The 19,623-nt window shown below is 70.4% G+C and carries 18 protein-coding genes; 14 read left to right on the top strand and 4 right to left on the bottom strand.

Annotation, left to right across the window (positions count from 1 at the left end):
• Nucleotides 1-2: 2 nt before the first annotated feature.
• Nucleotides 3-1,568: a cellulase family glycosylhydrolase gene (locus BBA86_RS06930; RefSeq protein ID WP_065570896.1), complete on the bottom strand. Its 1,566-nt coding sequence runs from the start codon at nucleotides 1,566-1,568 to the stop codon at nucleotides 3-5.
• Between the two features lie 134 nt (nucleotides 1,569-1,702).
• Between BBA86_RS06930 and coaA the strand changes: the two genes are divergently transcribed.
• A complete protein-coding gene (coaA, locus tag BBA86_RS06925) occupies nucleotides 1,703-2,650 on the top strand; it encodes a type I pantothenate kinase (RefSeq protein ID WP_065570895.1) in 948 nt (315 codons plus the stop codon).
• A 7-nt stretch (nucleotides 2,651-2,657) separates the two neighbouring features.
• On the opposite strand, the gene BBA86_RS06920 is transcribed toward coaA, so the two are convergent.
• The gene (locus BBA86_RS06920) at nucleotides 2,658-3,155 is read right to left on the bottom strand and encodes a CAP domain-containing protein (RefSeq protein ID WP_065570894.1); all 498 of its coding nucleotides are present in this window, start codon (nucleotides 3,153-3,155) and stop codon (nucleotides 2,658-2,660) included.
• Between the two features lie 155 nt (nucleotides 3,156-3,310).
• Between BBA86_RS06920 and glmS the strand changes: the two genes are divergently transcribed.
• Both glmS and BBA86_RS06910 read left to right on the top strand, forming a co-directional pair.
• Complete coding sequence (gene glmS, locus BBA86_RS06915) at nucleotides 3,311-5,161, top strand: glutamine--fructose-6-phosphate transaminase (isomerizing) (RefSeq protein ID WP_065570893.1); 1,851 nt, start codon at nucleotides 3,311-3,313, stop codon at nucleotides 5,159-5,161.
• A gap of 143 nt (nucleotides 5,162-5,304) precedes the next feature.
• A complete protein-coding gene (locus tag BBA86_RS06910) occupies nucleotides 5,305-6,615 on the top strand; it encodes a UDP-glucose dehydrogenase family protein (protein ID WP_065570892.1) in 1,311 nt (436 codons plus the stop codon).
• A 40-nt stretch (nucleotides 6,616-6,655) separates the two neighbouring features.
• Here BBA86_RS06910 and BBA86_RS06905 read toward each other — a convergent pair whose 3' ends face one another.
• Nucleotides 6,656-7,447, bottom strand: coding sequence for a CPBP family intramembrane glutamic endopeptidase (locus BBA86_RS06905; protein ID WP_065570891.1), 792 nt, complete (start codon nucleotides 7,445-7,447; stop codon nucleotides 6,656-6,658).
• A gap of 118 nt (nucleotides 7,448-7,565) precedes the next feature.
• Between BBA86_RS06905 and BBA86_RS06900 the strand changes: the two genes are divergently transcribed.
• From BBA86_RS06900 to BBA86_RS06865, 8 genes are read left to right on the top strand one after another with little or no spacing between them, the layout of a single operon-like run.
• Nucleotides 7,566-8,153 carry a low molecular weight phosphatase family protein gene (locus tag BBA86_RS06900; RefSeq protein WP_189318430.1) on the top strand — a complete coding sequence of 196 codons (588 nt, stop codon included), beginning with the start codon at nucleotides 7,566-7,568 and terminating at the stop codon, nucleotides 8,151-8,153.
• Nucleotides 8,154-8,206: 53 nt separating this feature from the next.
• On the top strand, nucleotides 8,207-8,563 hold the full coding sequence (locus tag BBA86_RS06895) for a holo-ACP synthase (protein WP_065570889.1): 357 nt from the start codon (nucleotides 8,207-8,209) through the stop codon (nucleotides 8,561-8,563).
• A gap of 23 nt (nucleotides 8,564-8,586) precedes the next feature.
• The gene (gene alr, locus BBA86_RS06890; protein WP_065572211.1) at nucleotides 8,587-9,702 is read left to right on the top strand and encodes an alanine racemase; all 1,116 of its coding nucleotides are present in this window, start codon (nucleotides 8,587-8,589) and stop codon (nucleotides 9,700-9,702) included.
• Complete coding sequence (gene tsaE, locus BBA86_RS06885) at nucleotides 9,699-10,202, top strand: tRNA (adenosine(37)-N6)-threonylcarbamoyltransferase complex ATPase subunit type 1 TsaE (protein WP_065570888.1); 504 nt, start codon at nucleotides 9,699-9,701, stop codon at nucleotides 10,200-10,202. The genes alr and tsaE overlap by 4 nt, the downstream gene beginning before the upstream one ends.
• Before the next feature lie 39 nt (nucleotides 10,203-10,241).
• Entirely contained in the window at nucleotides 10,242-10,910 is a 669-nt protein-coding gene (tsaB, locus tag BBA86_RS06880) for a tRNA (adenosine(37)-N6)-threonylcarbamoyltransferase complex dimerization subunit type 1 TsaB (protein WP_065570887.1), read from the top strand.
• On the top strand, nucleotides 10,907-11,404 hold the full coding sequence (gene rimI, locus BBA86_RS06875) for a ribosomal protein S18-alanine N-acetyltransferase (RefSeq protein WP_065570886.1): 498 nt from the start codon (nucleotides 10,907-10,909) through the stop codon (nucleotides 11,402-11,404). The genes tsaB and rimI overlap by 4 nt, the downstream gene beginning before the upstream one ends.
• 1 nt (nucleotide 11,405) lies before the next feature.
• Nucleotides 11,406-12,464 (top strand): tRNA (adenosine(37)-N6)-threonylcarbamoyltransferase complex transferase subunit TsaD, encoded by a 1,059-nt coding sequence (gene tsaD, locus BBA86_RS06870; RefSeq protein WP_065570885.1) that lies wholly within the window; start codon nucleotides 11,406-11,408, stop codon nucleotides 12,462-12,464.
• On the top strand, nucleotides 12,461-12,955 hold the full coding sequence (locus BBA86_RS06865; protein ID WP_065570884.1) for a hypothetical protein: 495 nt from the start codon (nucleotides 12,461-12,463) through the stop codon (nucleotides 12,953-12,955). Before tsaD ends, BBA86_RS06865 begins: the two co-directional genes overlap by 4 nt.
• A gap of 1 nt (nucleotide 12,956) precedes the next feature.
• On the opposite strand, the gene BBA86_RS06860 is transcribed toward BBA86_RS06865, so the two are convergent.
• Nucleotides 12,957-14,156 (bottom strand): class I SAM-dependent methyltransferase, encoded by a 1,200-nt coding sequence (locus tag BBA86_RS06860; protein WP_065570883.1) that lies wholly within the window; start codon nucleotides 14,154-14,156, stop codon nucleotides 12,957-12,959.
• 199 nt (nucleotides 14,157-14,355) lie between these two features.
• Here BBA86_RS06860 and BBA86_RS14560 point away from each other — a divergent pair, with 199 nt between their 5' ends.
• From BBA86_RS14560 to BBA86_RS06845, 3 genes are all read left to right on the top strand, one after another.
• A complete protein-coding gene (locus BBA86_RS14560; RefSeq protein WP_065570882.1) occupies nucleotides 14,356-15,672 on the top strand; it encodes a hypothetical protein in 1,317 nt (438 codons plus the stop codon).
• 169 nt (nucleotides 15,673-15,841) lie between these two features.
• Entirely contained in the window at nucleotides 15,842-17,725 is a 1,884-nt protein-coding gene (locus tag BBA86_RS06850) for a dynamin family protein (RefSeq protein WP_065570881.1), read from the top strand.
• A complete protein-coding gene (locus tag BBA86_RS06845; RefSeq protein ID WP_065570880.1) occupies nucleotides 17,722-19,398 on the top strand; it encodes a dynamin family protein in 1,677 nt (558 codons plus the stop codon). Before BBA86_RS06850 ends, BBA86_RS06845 begins: the two co-directional genes overlap by 4 nt.
• The last annotated feature ends 225 nt before the right edge of the window (nucleotides 19,399-19,623 follow it).

Here is a 19,623-nt window from a genome sequence, read left to right as displayed (position 1 = left end):
GGTCAGCGCGTCGCCGAGAGCGACAGGGCGGGGGATGCCGGTGCCTTCGAGGCGGTGAAGATCGCCCCCACGTCGACGCGGGACCCCTGGGTCAGGTTCGCGAGTCCCCAGTCGACACCCGAGCAGCTGATACGGGCGCTCGCCGTGCCCGGGCTCGCGACGCGGCACGACATGCCCCAGGCGCTGTCGACGGCGGTCGCGCCGGGCGATGCCCACGACGCCGTCCACGAGCGCACCTTGACGCCCGACGAGGCCGTGAGGGCGAGGGCGATCTGGTACTTCGACGGCCACGAGCTCGTCACGGTCAGGGTCGCCGAGACGCCGTTCGAGGACGCGCTCGCGGACCTCCCGACGGCCGGATCGGGTTTCGTGCCGGGCGACGAGGGCCGCGGCTGCGGTGCGGGCGTCGGAGCCGGCGCGGCCGGGTAGCGCACGTTCTTCGGCGTCAGGATCGGCTTCAACGCGGCGAGCTTGGTCTTCTCGCGCGTGAACCAGTCGTCCTTCAGCAGGCCGCCGGTGTCACCGCTGTTCGGGTTGAACGACCAGTAGCCCCAGCTGATGCGACGGTCCTTCAGGTAGCCGACGAACTTCGAGAGCCACTTCTTGTCGGACGACGTCTGCAGCTTCGTGCCGAACTCGCCGACGAACACCGGTGCGATGTTCTTTGTGACGATGTAGCCCCACTGCTTGTCCCAGACGGCGCGGAGATTCTCGGGGTACCGCTTGTCGTGGAACCAGGGCTGGTCGAACACCGACGAGGGGTATTCGTGGGGCGAGTAGACGACGCGGTTCTTGACCTTGAGGGTCACCGGCTTCGTCTTCACGCCGGTCAGGTTGCCGCCCCACCAGGTGCCCTTGCCGTCGGCGCCGTACTGCACGCCCTCGACGATGATGAGCAGCTTCGAGTTGATGGTGTGGATGGCGTTGCCCGCCCGGGTCGCCGCCGCGCGCCAGTCGCGCGCCGTCACGCCGCAGCCCCAGCACGCCGAACCCTGCGGCTCGTTGTGGAGGTCGAAGCCGATGACCGTCGGCTGGTTCTTGTAGCGCTTCGCGAGCATCTTCCAGTCCGAGATCCAGCGGGACTCGGAGTACTTCTTCGTGTACCAGAGCTCGGACTGGGCAGCGGAACCCGGCCGGTGCCGGTCGAGGATCACACGCAGGTTGTACTTGCGCGCACTCGCCACGACGGCATCCATCACCGTCAGCGTCGACGCCTTCGCGAGCTTCGGGTTCAGCGCGGTGTTCACGGAGCCGACCGACTTCTTCGTCAGGCACTCGTTCGAGAACGGTAGGCGCACGGTGTTGAAACCCATGCCCGAGATCTGAGCCATGCCCTGATCAAGCGTGATCGACCACAGGCCGTGCGGGGCGCACGTGTCGGTCTCCATCCCGAACCACGAGGTCGCCTTCACGGTGACGGTCTTGCCCGTCGAGGCATCCTGGATCTTCGAGCCGTGCGTCTTCAACCAGGGGATCGTGGCGGCTTCTGCGGTTGCGGGGGCGGAGGCCACACCGAGGGATGCCGTCAGCACGACAGCGGCAAGAACCGCCAGAACGCGTCGCAGCATCGAAAAACCCCCGTCGAGAGCGGCAGAACGGCCGCGATGGAACACCCGCTGCTAAGAGTACGGGACACGCCCCCTCTCGCGCGCGTGCGTTCCGCGCGCGGGAGGCGCCTCGGGCGCGGGCTAGAGTTGCGGCAATGTCCACCGATGAGACGCTGACGACCATCGACTCGCTGTACCGCGAGATCCCCCGCGCCGAGTGGGCGCGCATGGCCGCCGGTATGGAGCAGCCCCTCACCGAGAACGAGGTCGTGCAGCTGCGCGGCATCGGCGACCGGCTCGACATCACCGAGGTGCGCGAGGTCTACCTGCCGCTCAGCCGTCTGCTGTCGCTGTACGCGTCGGCCACCAAACGCCTCGGCGCAGACACCGCCGGGTTCGTCGGCGAGCAGGACGCCACGACGCCCTTCATCGTCGCCGTCGCCGGTTCCGTCGCCGTCGGCAAGTCCACCGCCGCGCGACTGCTGCGAGAGCTCATGAGCCGCTGGCCGGGCACCCCGCGCGTCGAGCTCATCACGACCGACGGATTCCTCTACCCCAACGCCGAGCTGGAGCGCCGCGGGATCATGGACCGCAAGGGCTTCCCCGAGTCGTACGACCGCCGCGCGCTGGTCGACTTCCTCGTCGCCGTGAAGTCCGGCGAGCCCGAAGTGCGGGCGCCGTACTACTCGCACATGCGATACGACATCATCCCCGACGCCCAGGTCACCGTCCGGCGCCCGGACGTCATCATCGTCGAGGGCCTGAACGTCCTGGCGTCGGCGCCCAACCCGCACGACATCGCGGTGAGCGAGCTCTTCGACTTCTCCATCTACGTCGACGCCGACGTCGACCACATCGCGCAGTGGTACGTCGACCGATTCCTCGCGCTCCGCGAAGCGGCCTTCTCGAACCCGAACTCCTTCTTCCGCGTCTTCGCCGACATCTCCGACGACGAGGCGGTCGCACGGGCACTCGGCTACTGGAACGACATCAACCTGCCGAACCTCCGCGAGAACGTCGAGCCCACCCGACACCGCGCGAAGCTCGTGCTGCGCAAAGCCGCCGACCACACCGTCGAGACGGTGCGTCTGCGCAAGCTCTGAACGTCTCTCAGCGCGCCGGGTACGAGCCGAACACCTGCGTGTAGAACGGCAGACCCTGCTTCGAGCACGCGACGCCGATGCCGATGCGGTTGTACGAACCGAGGATGTTGGCGCGGTGACCCGCGGACTTCATCCACGCCGGTGTGACCTTCGCAGGGGTGTAGCCGAAGGCGACGTTCTCGGCGGCGCGCGTCCAGCCCGAGGGGATCTGCGAGAAGTACTTCGGGTTGTGGCTCATCCGGTTGGCCGTGGCCTGCTTCGTCGACCAGGCCACGGCGACCTTCGACATCGACGCGTTGAGGGTGAGGGGCTTCTTGCCCTTCGCCTTGCGCGCCGCGTTCACGTCGGCGAGGACGCGCTTCTGGACGGCGGCCTGCGTCGTGCCGGTGCACGACGTCGACGTCGCTGCGGAGGCGGCAGCGGCGGGCGCTACCGACAGGGAGAGGGCGAGGACAGCGGTGAGCGCGAGGGCGGATCGCCGTCGGGTACGGGGGGATGCGGACATGGGGGACTCCGTCGTGTGGGGGGCACGACCGTGCGGGGGACACGGTCCCACATGGGTATCAAACGGATGCCGGTTCCCGCCAGCCCCGGCGTGCGCGACGCGCCTGCGCGTGCACGGGGGCGTAGTCCCAGCCCTCCCCACTTAGAATCGGACGCATGTGTGGAATCGTCGGATACGTGGGGCCTCGTGACAGCCAGGCCATTCTCCTCTCGGGCTTGGCTCGGCTCGAGTACCGGGGGTACGACTCCGCCGGCATCGCCGTCATCGACGGCGAAGGCGACCTCGAGATGCGCAAGCGCGCCGGCAAGCTGCAGGTGCTGCGCGACGACCTCACCGCGCACCCCATGGCCGACGGGACGACCGGCATCGGCCACACCCGCTGGGCGACGCACGGTGGACCCACCGACGCGAACGCGCACCCGCACCTCGCCGACGACGACAAGCTCGCCGTCATCCACAACGGCATCATCGAGAACTTCGCCGAACTGAAGGACGAGCTCCTCGCCGACGGCTTCACCTTCCGCAGCGAAACCGACACGGAGGTCGCCGCCGTCCTGCTCGGGCGCGAGTACGCGGCATCCGGAGACCTCGTCGCCGCCTTCCGTACGGTCGCCGCCCGTCTCGAGGGTGCTTTCACGCTCCTCGCGATGCACCAGGACCAGCCGGGCCTCGTCGTCGGCGCTCGCCGCAACTCGCCCCTCGTGATCGGTCTCGGCGAGGGAGAGAACTTCCTCGGCTCCGACGTGGCCGCCTTCGTCGAGCACACCCGCAACGCCCTCGCCATCGGCCAGGACCAGATCGTCGCCATCACACCGCAGGGCGTCGAGGTCACCGACTTCGACGGCCACACCGTCGAGGTCGAGCCGTTCGAGGTCGTCTGGGACGCATCCGCCGCAGAGAAGGGCGGCTGGTCGTCGTTCATGGCGAAGGAGGTCTCGGAAGAGCCCGAGGCCGTCGCCAACACCATCCGCGGCCGCTTCTCGGACGGCGCCGTCACGATCCCCGAGCTCGACGGTCTCGACGAGCTGTTCATCGGCATCAACCGCGTCATCGTCATCGCGTGCGGCACCGCCGCCTACGCGGGGATGGTCGGCAAGTACGCCCTCGAGCAGTGGACGCGCGTTCCCGTCGACGTCGAGCTCGCGCACGAGTTCCGCTACCGCGACCCGGTGATCGGGGCCGACACGCTCGTCGTCTCGATCTCGCAGTCCGGCGAGACCATGGACACGCTCATGGCCGTCAAGTACGCCCGCGAGCAGGGCGCCAAGACGCTGTCGATCTGCAACACGCAGGGCGCCACGATCCCGCGCGAGTCCGACGCCATCGTCTACACGCACGCCGGACCCGAGGTCGCCGTCGCATCGACGAAGGCCTTCGTCGCGCAGATCACCGCCCTCTACCTGCTGGCCCTCCACGTCGGTCGCGTCCGCGGAGTCCTCTCGCCGGAGGATTCGGCTCAGGCCGTTCGCGAACTCGAGGCCATCCCCGCCAAGATCGCCCGCGTCATCGAGACCGAGCAGGAGCACATCGAGCAGTTCGCCGGCTGGATGGCCGACACGAACTCGGTGCTGTTCCTCGGTCGCCACGTCGGGTACCCGATCGCCCTCGAGGGCGCGCTCAAGCTCAAGGAGATCTCGTACATCCACGCCGAGGGCTTCGCCGCCGGTGAGCTCAAGCACGGACCCATCGCGCTCATCGAGCCCGGTCAGGCGGTCTTCGTGATCGTCCCGTCGCCCCGCGGCGCGGCCGAGCTGCAGAAGAAGGTCGTCTCCAACATCCAGGAGATCCGCGCCCGCGGCGCCCGCGTCATCGCGGTCGCCGAAGAGGGCGACGTCTCGGTGCTCCCCTTCGCCGACGAAGTCCTGCGCATCCCGCTGGCCGCTCCGCTGTTCGAGCCGCTCCTCGCGGTCGTCCCGCTGCACATCTTCGCGATGGGCCTGGCCACGGCCAAGGGCCTCGACGTCGACCAGCCGCGCAACCTCGCGAAGTCCGTCACGGTCGAGTGAGTCAGGCCGGGCCGGTGCCCGGTCCGGAGCTCGCTCCCCTCGACACCTCCCAGACATGCACTCGAGAAGAGGTCGACACGCGACTCTGATAGAAACGACCGGGGTTCGATGACTCGGCCCCGTCAACGAGGGGGACTGTCACGATGCGACTTTCTGTCATTGGATGCGGCTACCTGGGCGCCGTCCACGCCGCCGCGATGGCGTCGATCGGCCACGAGGTGGTCGGCATCGACGTCGATGCGCAGAAGATCGCCCTGCTCTCGGCCGGTGAAGCGCCGTTCTTCGAGCCGGGGCTCACCGACATCCTCACGGAGGGCATCGCCTCGGGACGCCTGTCGTTCACGACCGACTTCGCCGCCGCCGCCGGCGCGGCCGTCCACTTCGTGGGCGTGGGGACTCCGCAGGTGAAGGGCGGCTACGCCGCCGACCTCACCTACGTGAACGCAGCCGTCGACGCCCTCCTCCCGCACCTGTCCGCGGGTGACATCGTCGCCGGCAAGTCCACCGTGCCGGTCGGGACCGCGGCATCCCTCGCCCCTCGCGTCAGCGAGACGGGCGCGACCCTCGTCTGGAACCCGGAGTTCCTGCGCGAAGGGTTCGCCGTGCAGGACACGGTGGATCCTGACCGCCTCGTCGCCGGCGTTCCCGCCGGTGAGGAGGGCGAGCGGGCCGCGGAGATCCTGCGCGAGGTCTACCACCCGTCGATCGCGAAGGGCACGCCCTTCATCGTCACCGACTACGCGACCGCGGAACTCGTCAAGGTCTCGGCGAACGCCTTCCTCGCCACCAAGATCAGCTTCATCAACGCCATGGCCGAGATCGCCGAGGTCGCCGGTGCCGACGTCACGATGCTCGCCGACGCGATCGGTCACGACGCACGCATCGGCCGTCGCTTCCTCGGGGCGGGCATCGGCTTCGGCGGCGGATGCCTCCCCAAGGACATCCGCGCCTTCTCGGCCCGCGCCGAGGAGCTCGGCCGCGGTGAGTCGGTCGCCTTCCTCCGCGAAGTCGACGAGATCAACATGCGCCGCCGCGAGCGAGCCGTGGAGCTCGTCGTGCAGGGGCTGGGCGGCCAGGTCTTCGAGAAGAACGTGACCGTCCTCGGCGCCGCCTTCAAGCCGTACTCCGACGACATCCGCGACTCTCCCGGACTCGACGTGGCCGTCCGGCTCCACGGACTCGGTGCGAACGTCACCGTCACCGACCCCGAAGCGATCCCGAACGCGCGACGTCAGCACCCGCAGCTCACCTACGTCGCCGACCGCGACGAGGCGCTCGCGGGAGCGGACGCCGTCATCCTCGTCACCGAGTGGGACGAGTACCGGCGCGAGCTGAGCCCCGAGCACGCCAACACCCTCACCGAGGGACGCATCATCGTCGACGGCCGCAACGGCCTCGACCCCGCAGCCTGGCGCGCGGCCGGCTGGACCTACCTCGGGATGGGGCGGCCCTGACGGGTCGGTTCCCGACCCGTCGGCGCTCCGGACCGGAGCGTCACAGTCCGCCGGAGAGGATGCCGCCCGCCGCCAGGAGCAGGAGCATCGAGGCGTTGTAGACGATGTGCAGCAGCACGGCGCCCCAGATGCGTCCCGTGAGGATGACGAGCGTCGCGCACACGAGCCCCACCGCGCCGACCGAGATCGACTCGACCAGCGGCAGCGAGCCGTCCACCGCGTGGATGAGGACGAACGTCGCCGTCGACACGAGGACGGCCGCGACCGCTGCCGCCAGCTGCCCTGCAGGGCGCCTCAGCAGCGAGTAGACCGCGACCAGGACCACGGTCCGGAAGAAGAACTCCTCGATCATCGGGCCGACGAGCCCGGCGGGGAGCGCCTCCGTCAGCAGCCACGACGGCGTCAGGTCGGCCGCGGGGAAGGGGCGGGACGCGGCATCCGTCACCCATCCGTCGAAGACGCGGAGCGCCAAACCCAGGGCGAGGGCGAAGACGAGGTCGGCCGGACGGAAACGCAGCAGGCCCGCCGGACGACCCCGGCGGAAGGCGACGACGACCGGGGCAAGCATGCCCACCCACAGGATGATCGTCGAGACCAGGGGCGCCCACGGGGTCTTCCACAGCAGCTGGACGAGCGACCCCGCGAAGATCGCCGCGCCGAGGCTGACCAGAGCCACGACGAGGAGGCTGCCGTTCCAAGAACGGACCGCCGTCCCGCCCAGACGCCAGTCCGTGCGTCGACGGCGTCGCCCCTGACGGCGCGGTGCATCGGTCGCGGCCCCCTCCGAGACGGAGTCGGCGGGCGTGTGGCCGTCGCTAAGCTGATCCTGCACGGGCCCTACCGTATCGGGTGCCCGTCCGCGTCCCGCCCCCGCGCCATCGTTCCGCCGAGCACCGAGGTGGGGACGTCGGCGAGGGGCGAGCCGCGGCATCCGTTCCGAAAGGCATCGCGTGATCCACATCCTCACCGTCTGCACGGGCAACATCTGCCGGTCGCCGCTGGCAGCGCTCGTCCTGCAGCAGCGCCTCGGTGACCTCGGTGTGGTCGCGACGAGCGCCGGGGTCCGCGCCCGAGCCGGTGATCGGATGCCGGTCGAAGCCGCCGAGCTCGCGGCAGGGTACGGCGTGCCGACCGACCGGATCCAGGCGCACGGCTCGCGCTTCCTGACCGAGGGGCTGCTCCGGGAGGCCGACCTCGTCCTCGCGATGGACCGCGATCACCGCCGGGGAATCGTCGAGCTCGACCCCTCGAAACTTCGCGTCGCCTTCACGATCCGCGAGTTCGAGCGGCTCGCCGCCGCGACCTCCGACGAGGCGATCCGGGCGGGCTCTGCCGGCACCGACCCCCGTGATCGGCTCCGCGGCGCGCTCGCCGTCCTCGCCGGGCAGCGGGGGCTCGTCCTGCCGCCCGCCGATCCCCTCGACGACGACGTCGTCGACCCGTACGGCCGCTCGAGGGAGACGTATGCGCGCTCGAACGCGCAGCTCTCGCCTGGCCTGGACGCCGTCGAACGCGTCGTGCGCCTCGCCGTCTCCTGAGCCGCGCCCGATATCCTGATCTGATGCCGTAGCGCGCGGCGACAGGAGGCGGGATGATCATCGGAATCGGTGTCGACCTCGTCGACATCCCGCGGTTCGAGCGCTCGATCGAGCGCACCCCGAAGCTCATGACGCGGCTGTTCACGGCATCCGAGCAGACCCTCAAGCCCCACTCGCTCGCGGCTCGCTACGCCGCGAAGGAGGCGCTCATCAAGGCGCTCGGCGGATCCGAGGGCGTGCACTGGACCGACATCGAGGTGGCCTCCGAGCCCTCGGGCCGCCCCGTCTTCGCTCTGTCCGGCGAGACCGCAGCCACGGTCGCGAGCCGCGGAATCGCCACCGTCCACCTGTCGCTCTCGCACGACGCGGGCCTCGCGACGGCGTACGTGATCGCGGAGTCCGCGTCATGACCCGGATGCCCCTCCCTCACCGGATGCCGGAGGGCGTCGCCCGCGAAGCGGTGATCGACGTCGGCGCGATCGAGCACAACGTCCGCCACCTTGCAGGGCTCACCGAGTCCGAGGTCATCGCCGTGGTCAAGGCCGACGGCTACGGGCACGGCGCCGTGCGGTCGGGACGCGCGGCGCTCGCCGGGGGAGCGGCCCGCCTCGCTGTCGCCGACGTCCCCGAGGCGCTGCAGCTGCGGGATGCCGGGATCGACGCGCCCGTGCTCGCGTGGCTCCACGCGCCGGGCGCCGACTTCGCCGCAGCAGCGGCGGCGCACATCGAGCTCGGCGTCTCGAGCCTGGAGCAGCTCCGTGCCGCGGCGCGCGCCGGATCGCCGGAGCGGCCGGTGACCGTGCAGCTGAAGGTCGAGACGGGCCTTGGCCGCAACGGCATCGCCCCGGCCGACTACAGCGCGGTGTTCGCCGAGGCGGCGCAGTTCGAACGCGAGGGCGTCATCCGGGTGCTCGGCATCTTCAGCCACCTCTCGAACACATCGGCCGGCGACGACCGCACCGCCCTGTCGCGCTTCACGGTCGCCCAGGCCGCCGCCGAGTCGACCGGGCTGCGACCTCCGCTGCGCCACATCGCGGCCTCGCACGCCGCCATCGGGCTGCCCGAGGCGCGGCTTGGCTGCGTCCGCCTGGGCGTCGCGATCTACGGGCTGTCGCCGTTCGACGACCGATCGTCGGCCGACCTCGGGCTCCGCCCCGCCATGACCCTCCGCGCGTCCGTCGCCGCGGTCCGCCGCGTGCCCGCGGGTCAGGGCGTCTCGTACGGCTACCTGCACCGCACCGAGCGCGAGTCGACCCTCGCGCTCATCTCGATCGGTTACGCAGACGGCGTGCCGCGCGCGGCATCCGGGGCCGGTCCCATCTCGATCGGCGGGCGCACCTTCCGCGTCGCCGGCCGCATCGCGATGGACCAATTCGTCGTCGACGTCGGCGACGAGCCCGTCGCGGTCGGCGACGAGGCCGTGCTCTTCGGCGACCCGGCGACGGGCGTCCCGTCGGCGACCGACTGGGCCGACGCGGCGGGCACCATCAACTACGAGATCGTCACGCGCATCGGTCCGCGCGTGCCGCGGCGGGAGGTGCGGTCATGACCGGAATCGAGCAGTTCGAGGGACGTCGCGAGATCGCCTCGCCGGACGACATGGAGGCGCTCGGGCGGGAGCTGGGCGCCGCGCTTACGGCGGGCGACCTGCTCGTGCTGACCGGTCCGCTCGGCGCGGGCAAGACGACCCTCACCCGCGGGATCGGTGCGGGCCTCGGCATCCGCGGTCCCGTGCAGAGCCCCACCTTCGTCATCGCGCGCACGCACCCGTCCGAGGTCGGCGGCCCGCCGCTCGTGCACGTCGACGCCTACCGGCTCGGCTCGCCCGCCGAACTCGACGACCTGGGCCTCGATCCCGACAACGCCGTCACGATCGTCGAGTGGGGGCGCGGCATGGTCGACGGTCTCGTCGACGCGTGGTGGGAGCTCGAGATCGAACGCGGCTGGAGCGGCACCGGCATCGACAACGCCTGCGGCACCACCGGCCACTACGCGGCCGAGCTCGAGGACGCCGCGCCGCGCATCGTCACGGTCACGCGCCGCCCCTGACGCCGCTCGGCCTCCGTCTGCCCGGATACCCTTGATCCTGTGATCCTCGGCATCGACACCTCCCTCGGCACGGCCGTCGCCGTGATCGACGCGGACGGTGCGGTGCGAGCGGATGCCGCCAGTGCCGATGCCCTCGGTCACGCCGAGATCATCGGCACGCTGCTCGAGACGGCGATGACGGATGCCGCGCTCGGCCCCATCGGCGCGACCGGGGCTTCCGAACCCGTCGCCCTGACCCACGTCGCTGCGGGCATGGGCCCCGGCCCGTTCACGGGGCTTCGAGTCGGGATCGCGGCGGCGCGCGCGTTCGCCCTGGGCCGCGGCATCCCGGTCGTCCCGGTGCGGAGCCACGATGCGGCCGCCCTCGCGGTGCTGCTCACCGACCCGTTCGCCGACGTCCCCCGCTTCGCGGTCGTCACCGACGCGCGCCGCAAAGAGTTCGCGTTCACGGTCTACGACGGGATCGACGACGACGGCCTGCCGGTGCGCGTCACCGACGCGACGCTCGTCAAGCGGGACGACATCGACGCCGCCCTCGCCGAGCACGGCGCCGAGCGGCGCGATACGACGGTCATCCCGGGCGCCATGGTCGCCCTCGTCGCGGCGCGCGCCGTCGCCGCCGGCCGCGTCGAAGACCTGGGCGAGCCGCTGTACCTGCGCGCTCCCGACGTCACCATGCCCGGCCCGCGGAAGAAGGTCGGCCAGTGACCCTCCGCACCGCCACCGGCGACGACCTCGACGACATCATGCGCCTCGAGCGTGCCTCGTTCCCGACCGATGCCTGGAGCGACGCCCTCATGGCGGGTGAACTCGCCTCGCCCCACGGGCGCTACGTCGTCGACGTCGAGGCCGGTCGCCTCGTCGGCTACGGCGGTGTTCGGGCCGTGCAGGGCGCAACGGATGCCGACATCCAGACCATCGCTATCGCCGCCGACGCGCGGGGTCATGGCCGCGGCCGCGCGCTGCTGCGCGAACTGCTGACCACGGCTCGCAGTCGCGGCGCGCGCGAGATGTTCCTCGAGGTGCGGGCAGACAACCCCGGCGCAACCGCGCTGTACCTGTCGGAGGGCTTCGTCGAGGTCGGCCGCCGCCCCCGGTACTACCAGCCCGACGACGTCGACGCGGTCGTGATGCAGCTGAACCTCGTCGCCTGGGAGGCACGCACGACCGCCGCACCGACGGCCGAGAAGGGCTGGTGCTGACATGACGCGCGAACCCCTCGTTCTGGGCATCGAGACGAGCTGCGACGAAACCGGCATCGGCATCGTCCGAGGCCGCACCCTGCTGTCGAACACCATCGCGAGCTCGATGGACGAGCACGCCCGATACGGCGGCGTCGTGCCCGAGGTCGCAGCCCGCGCCCACCTCGAGGCGTTGCAACCCGCCATCGAGGCGGCGCTCGCCGAGGCGCAGGTCGTCCTCACCGACATCGACGCGGTCGCCGTCACGAGCGGACCCGGTCTCGCCGGTGCGCTCATGGTCGGGGTCGGAGCCGCGAAGGCCCTCGCCGTCAGCCTCGACAAGCCGCTCTACGCCGTGAACCACCTCGTCGGCCACATCGCCGCCGACATCCTCACCGGCGACGAGGTCGAGTACCCCACCGTCGCCCTGCTCGTCAGCGGCGGACACACGTCGCTCCTGCTGGTGCGCGATCTCGTCTCGGACGTCGAGCTCCTCGGCGAGACGATGGACGACGCCGCCGGCGAGGCCTTCGACAAGATCGCCCGCATCCTCGGCCTGCCCTACCCGGGCGGGCCTGAGATCGACCGCGCCGCGTCCACCGGGGATCCGAACGCCATCCGGTTCCCGCGCGGCATGTCCCGGGCCTCCGACATGGCCGAGCACCGGTACGACTTCTCGTTCTCCGGGCTGAAGACCGCCGTCGCGCGCTGGGTCGAGCAGCACGAGGCGGCGGGACAACCGGTGTCGGTGCCCGACGTCGCGGCATCCTTCCGCGAAGCCGTCGTCGACGTCCTCGTCACCAAAGCCCTCGACGCCTGCGCGCGCCACGACGTGCCGCGTCTGCTGCTGGGCGGCGGCGTCATCGCGAACAAGCGTCTGCGCGACGTCGCCCTCGAGCGCGCCGAGGCCGCGGGTGTCGCCGTCCGCATACCGCCGCTCTCGCTCTGCACCGACAACGGCGCCATGATCGCGGCGCTCGCGTCCGAGCTCATCATGAGCGGACACCCCGCCTCGACCCTCGCCTTCGGCGCGGACTCCACCCTTCCGGTCACGACGATCCAGGTGGCGGCGTCGTCATGACCGACGAGCGGATGCCGCGCCCCGCCTCTGCGCCGCAGAGCCCCATCTCTTCCTCACGGGGCCCCATCGTCGAGCCCGCGTCGGAGGATCTCGCGCCCGCGCCGACCGACTCCGCGCTCCCCGGCGTCCACCGCGGCGGGTTCCAGCGCGAGTTGACGCAGCCGCTCCCCGTCGCGCCGCCCCTTGCCGTGCACCCCGACCCGGACGACGAGATCTCGCCCGACGTGCGGTGGATCCCGCAGCAGCCCGCCCTCCCGCGGAGTGCAGGATGGTCGCTCCTGTTCGGTGTCCTCGGCTTCGTCCTCGCCTGTTTCGTCGGGTGGGGATTCCCCGTCGGCATCATCGGCACAGTCCTCGCCGTCCTGGCGCTCCGCCGTCCGTGGGAACGACGAGAGACCGCGCTCTGGGGGCTCGGGCTCAGCGTCGCGTCGCTGATCTACAGCGCCGGGTGGCTCTGGTGGGCCGCGTCGCAGGGCGCTCTGTTCGGCTGACTCAGACGCGCTCGGCGAGCACGGCGACCCGCTTCGCCTTCGGCCCCTCGCCCAGGCGCGTGAGGACCAGCGTCGCAGCCGCATCGCCACGCAGCGCGAGCTTGCGCCGGAACTGCGCCGGGTCCACATCGACCCCGCGCTTCTTGATCTCGATCGTTCCGATCCCCCTCGCCTGCAAGGCGGCGTTGATCGCAGGCACCTTGACCGGCAGGACCTCGCGCACGCGGAACGACTGCACGAACGGGTTCGTCACCGCGGCATCCGACGTCAGGTAGGCGATCCCGTCAGCGAGCATCCCCGCCTCCAGCCCGCGGGCGACCTCGCCGATCAGACGCGCGCGGATGACGGCCCCCTCGGGTTCGTGGAGGAAGGCGCCGAGCTCTCGCACCGGCTCGTCGGGCGAGTCCGCCGGGGCCGTGAGCTCCGCCGCGGAACCGCCGCGGATGACGAGCGCCGCGCGGCGGACGCCCTCGCGTCGCAGTGAACCTGACCAGAGCACGAGTTCGACGGTCGAACCGTCGACGCTGACCCACTGCGCCTCGACGCCCTCGGGGATGAGGTCGCGATCGAGTCCCGGTCCGAGCTTGATGCCCACCGGCGTCCGCTCGGCGAGGGCGAAGGCCCAATCCAGTGAGGGAGACCAGTCCTCCGGACGGGTGCGGGAGGTCTCGGAGTGGCCCGCGGTGCGGCGCGCCGGGTCGAGCCACACGGCGTCCCAGCCGTCGAGGTCCGTCTCCTCGGCGAGGCCGCTCCGGACGGTGACCGCCTCGCCGAACGGTGCGAGGTTGTAGGCCGCGAGGGCAGCGGTGGTCTCGTCGGCGTCGACGGCGAGGACGTCGAGCCCCAGACCCGCCATGCCGAGTGCGTCACCCCCGATGCCGCAGCCGAGGTCCGCGACGCGCTGCACCCCGGCATCCCGGAACCGCCCGGCGTGACGCGCAGCGACCTCGAGTCGTGTCGCCTGCTCGAGGCCCGCTCGGGTGAAGAGCATGCGGTCTGCGAACGGGCCGAACTTCGCGACAGCCCGCACGCGGAGGTGGGCCTGCCCCACGACAGCCGACACGAGATCGGGGGAGTGCCCCGCGGCCCGCAAACGCGACACCGCGCCGGCGACCTCCGCCGTCGACGCGAGGGGGCCCACCTCGTCGACCATGCGAAGGCCCTCCGCGGTCAGCAGGGCGGTGAGCTCGGCCTGTTCCATCCGGCCAGCCTAGTTTCCGCGGCATCCCCCGTCGGCATCGGACGTGCGGCCACGGATCCCCCTCCCCGGGCGGTGGGGTTCCCCGAGTACCCCGGGGAACGCATGCCGAGTGGGGGGATTTCCCCCGATGCCTCGATTCGCCTCGCGAACGAGACTCGTCGCAACGAGCGCGACATGCGCCAGATGAGAGGACTCACCCGTGGCCGACAACAACTTCCTCAGCGCCGTTGCTGAGGCGACCGACTCCTACAACGACAACTCGACGAACGACGACTCCGACAACAGCGTCAACGACTCCGGGAACACCGACAACTCCGACAACAGCGTCACCACCGACGCGTCGACGACGGACTCCGGCAACGACAACTCGACCGACACCGACAACTCGGACAACAGCGACAACTCGGACAACTCCGACAACTCGGACAACTCCGACAACAGCGACAACTCGTCGGACAGCTCGAAGACCGACTCCGAGAACGACAACTCGGACAACTCCACGAACGACTCGTACAACGACAACTCCGATGACTCGGACAACTCCACGAACGACTCGAACAACGACAACTCGTGGACCGACAACTCCGACAACTCCGACAACAGCGACAACTCGGACAACAGCGACAACTCGGACAACTCGGTGAACGACAACAGCGACAACTCGGACAACAGCGACAACTCCGACAACTCGACGAACGACTCGGGCAACAGCTGGACCGACTCGAACAACGACAACTCGGACAACTCCGACAGCTCCGACAACTCGAACAACTCGGTCAACGACTCGTACAACGACAGCTCCGACAACTCGAACACCAACTCCGGCAACGAGAACTCGTACAACCAGCACATCGACTGGGACCAGTACAACGTCGGCGTGCGGCAGTACAACACCACCTTCGGGGACGGCGGCGCCGCTCCCGCAGCCGGCCTCGGCAGCGTCTCGGGCAACGTGTCGTTCAACTCCACGAACGTCGACCAGTCCGTCAACGGCAACATCAGTGCCGGCGGCGACGTCACGATCGGATCCGGCTCCTCGGCCCACGTGGCCAGCGGCGACGGCTCCGTCGCGGCGGGCGGCGACGCCTGGTGGGACAACTCCGTCGACAACTCGGTGAACTACGACGTGGGTGGTGACGCCGTGATCGGCAGCACCATCAACACGAACACCTGGACGGATTCGGCGAACACGAGCAACTGGGCGGACAACTCCGACAACTCGGACAACTCCGACAACTCGACCGACTGGATGGACAACTCCGACAACTCGATCAACACGAACGTGTCGATCTCGGACTCGTTCAACGTCGACGAGTCCCTGACGGACATGAGTCAGATCAACACCTCGATCTCCGACTCGATGAACGAGCAGTTCAATGCCGAATTCTCGCCCACCACCACGTGGACGGACGATGACTCGACGAACATCTGGACGACGGGTGACGACAACTCCGTCGCGGATGACGGCGGTATGAACGTCGAGGTCCCGGACGCCGACGCGGACACCGCGTTCTGAGTCACGACCACGTCTCGTCCCGCACCCGACTCGGGTGCGGGACGAGAGCCAATCATGTCGTTGCGGATGCAGGAGCGCCTTCCGCCGGCATCCCTTGTCGGCATGACGGGGAGTCGGTACGGTGCCGCTGGGGGAGTATCCGCAACGACGTGGATGCGAGGGGACACACATGCCGCAATCGGTGGGGGAGCAGGGCGCGCTGGGAGAGACTCCCGGCGCGCTCGTGCGCGTAGCGGACGAGATCAGGAAGACGAGTCGCGAATGGGGGCGGGAAGATCTCGCCGACCGGTTGACGGCGAGCCGGGCGCGGTTGATCGACCCGTATGTCCGGGTCCTCGTCGTCGGGGAGTACAAGCAAGGCAAGAGCAAGCTGATCAATGCGATCGTCGGGGCCCCGGTCTGCCCCGTCGACGACGACATCGCGACGCGCATCCCGACGGTGGTCGGATACGGTGACTCACCCTCCGCCGCCGTCCTCGTGCGGCATCCCTCTTCGCCGGACCTCACCCGACACGAGGTGCCGATCGACGATGTGGGGCAGTACATCGCCGCCGAAGCGCCGCGATTCGAAGGCGGCGAGGTCGTCGGGGCCGAGATCCTGGTGCCGCGCAAGATCCTCCAGAACGGGCTGCGGCTCGTCGACTCCCCGGGAATCGGCGACGTGCAGGCGTTCCGAGCGCTCTCCGCCCTCACGGCGCTGTCCGGTGCGCACGCCATGCTGATGGTGTCGGATGCCTCGCAGGAGTACACGGCGCCCGAGATCCGTCTGCTGTCGCAGGCGGTGCGGGTGTCGCCGCACGTGTCGGCGGTGGTGACCAAGACCGACGCGTACCCGCAGTGGCGTCAGATCGCCGGGATCGACGAGCGTCATCTCGAGAGCGTCGGGCCGATCCCGGTCTTCCCCGTCTCGAGCGACCTGCGTCTCGCCGCGGCCGCCCGCCAGGACCGCGAGCTGAACGAGGAATCGGGATTCCCCCGACTCATCCAGCACCTCCACAGCGAGGTCCTGCACCGCGCCGGCGAGCTCGAACGCCGAGCCGCCGCGGCCGACCTGCACGACGTCGTGGAGCAGCTCGCGATCGCCGTCCGGTCCGAGTTGACCGCTCTGCAGCACCCGGAACGCACCCCGGAGATCATCGAGCGGCTCGAGGACGCCAAGCGGCAGGCCGAGGAGTTCCGCAGCCGCTCGTCGCGCTGGCAGACGACACTCACCGACGGGGTAGCCGACCTCATCGCCGACACCGAGCACGACCTCCGCGATCGCCTCCGCCGCGTGCAGCGGCAGGCGGAGGAGGCCATCGAAGCCGGCGATCCCGGACCGGTCTGGGGCGAGTTCGCGCAGTGGCTGGACGAACGCGTCGGCGAGGCCGTCGCCGACACGTTCATCTGGACCAACGACCGTCAGCGGTGGCTGGCACAGGAGGTCGCCGGGCAGTTCCTCGAGGGCGAGGAGGACATCCCGCAGCTCGACGTCGGCGACATCACCGGCGTCCTCGACCCGGTCGACGAGATGGCGGAGCTCGACGCCCCGACCCTCTCAGCGGGGGAGAAGATCTACATCGGTGTGCGCGGCTCGTACGGGGGCGTGCTCATGGTCGGCCTCGCGACGAGCGTCATCGGGCTCGCGGTGCTGAACCCGCTGTCGCTGCTCGCCGGCGTCCTGGTCGGGCGTCGGGCCTACCGCGAGGACACGCAGGCACGGCTGTCGCGACGGCAGAACGAGGCGAAGAACCTGGTCCGCCGGTACATCGACGAGATCGCCTTCCAAGTCGGCAAGCAGCTGCGCGACAGACTCCGCTCCATCCAGCGAGCGACGCGTGATCACTTCGGAACTCGGGCCGACGAGATCCACCGGTCGCTCACCGCCGCCGCCGAGGCGGCACGCAAGCCCGCCGCAGGCTTCGCCCAGGACCGCGACGCGCGCATCGCCGAGCTGACGAAGCGTCTGCAGTACCTGGCGCGGGTGAGGACCGCGTTGCCCGCGGCCGTGGCAGCGACGCCGGAGGCCGCCGACGCGGTCGCGACGGTACCGGCGCAGCGGGGGATCGTGTGAGCGTCGGCATCCTGGCAGCCGCCGACGCGCTCCTCGATGACGCCCTCGCGCTGTATCAGGACGACACCACCACGGTCGCGGACCTGCAGGCGTGGCGCACCCGACTGCAGGAGCCGCTTCGCCTCGGGATCGCGGGCATGGTCAAAGCCGGCAAGTCGACGTTGCTCAATGCCCTCATCGGCGAGCGGATCGCCCCCACCGATGCGGGGGAGTGCACCCGCATCGTGACCTGGTACCGCTACGGAGCGACGCCGCGCGTCGACGCCGTCCACCGCAGCGGTCGCACCTCGTCGCTCTCGCTCGCACGCACCGACGGGCGGCTGCGGCTCGATCTCCGCGGGATCGACCCCGACGAGATCGACCACATCGACATCAGATGGCCCGCGCTGAGTCTCCGCTCCCTCGTGCTGATCGACACCCCCGGCATCGAATCGGTCTCGGCGCGCATCGCCGATCGCAGCCTGACCTTCCTGACGCCAGCGACGGGCGGCCCGTCCGACGCCGACGCCATCGTCTATCTGCTGCGCCACCTGCACCCCTCCGATCTGTCGTTCCTCTCCGCCTTCCGCGACGTCGACAGCGGGCCGGGCAACAGCGTCAACGCGCTCGCCGTCCTGTCCCGCGCCGACGAGGTGGGCGGGGGGCGACTGGACGCCCTGCTGTCCGCGCGCGGGATCGCGGCGCGGTACCGAGAGCTCCCCGAGATGCGGCCGCTGGCGATCGGTGTCATGCCGGTCGCCGGACTCATCGCCGAGAGCGCACGCTGCATGGCGGAGCGCGACTTCATGGCGCTCCGTGAGATCGCCGGCTGGGACCGCGATCAGCGCGACCGTCTGCTGCTCTCTGCTGATCGGTTCGTCCGTGAGGGAGCGGCGACCCTGGGGTCTCGCGCGCGTCGGGGCCTCATCGACCGCTTCGGCATCACCGGCATCCGTCTCGGCGTCGCGCTCGTCCGAGGGGGTGCCACCACGTCGCAGCGTCTCGCCGAACAGCTCGTCGTCCAGAGCGGGTTGGAGGAGCTGCGCTCCACCGTGCGCCGGCAGTTCGCAGGCCGCACCGCCGCGCTGAAGGTCCGCGCGCTGAAGACCTTCCTCGACGACCTCCTCCGCGAGCGGCCGCGAACGGGGCAGGACGACGCGCTGCGCGCTGCGCTCGACGCGCTGGTCGACGGATCGCACGAGCTGCGCGAACTCGACCTCCTCGCGGCCATCCGCGTGTCCGGCGCCGGCGTGACCCCGGCCGAAACCGACGAGCTCGAGCGGATCCTCGGTGCCGACGGCACCGACCCCGCCGATCGGGTCGGAGCGCGCCCGGACGCCTCCCGCGGCGAGGTCGCCGACCTCGCTGCGGCGCTACGGGACACGTGGCGGCGGATCGGCGAGCGGCCGGACACACCGCGCAGCGCCGTCCGCGCCTGCTCGATCGCCGTGCGGACCCTCGACGGGATCCTGTCAGAGGTCGCCGCCGCCCACCGAGGCGGGGCCGCGGCGGACGTCGAAACGGCGGCGGGTCCAGGCTCTGGAGGCGGGCAGGAGCGACGCGAGCAGCGCGAGAATGAGGATGCCGGCATACGCGAGCGCGAACGTCCGCAGCGGCATCCCGTCGTTCCCCGGGCGGGTGAACTCCAGCGCGACGACGCTCAGCACGCCGAAGGCGACCAGCGTTCCGCATAGCCACGCGCGCGCCCCGGAGCGACGGTTCGCGAAGGCGACCGCCGCCCACACCTGGATGAGCAGCAACGTCAGGAAGGTGCCGAAGAGCACCCAGAACAGGATGTCCACCGTCGTGTCGACGCTCTCGGCCGCCCGGTCCGGGTCGACCGCCTCGACGCGCTTCTTGATGTGCGCCAGTTCATCGGTACGCGTGATGAAGAAGTAGCCCGCCGCCAGTGCGCCCGC

The organism is Microbacterium oleivorans (genome assembly GCF_001691565.1).
Taxonomy (GTDB): Bacteria; Actinomycetota; Actinomycetes; order Actinomycetales; family Microbacteriaceae; genus Microbacterium; species Microbacterium oleivorans_B.
This window is presented reverse-complemented; position numbering and strand designations above follow the sequence as displayed.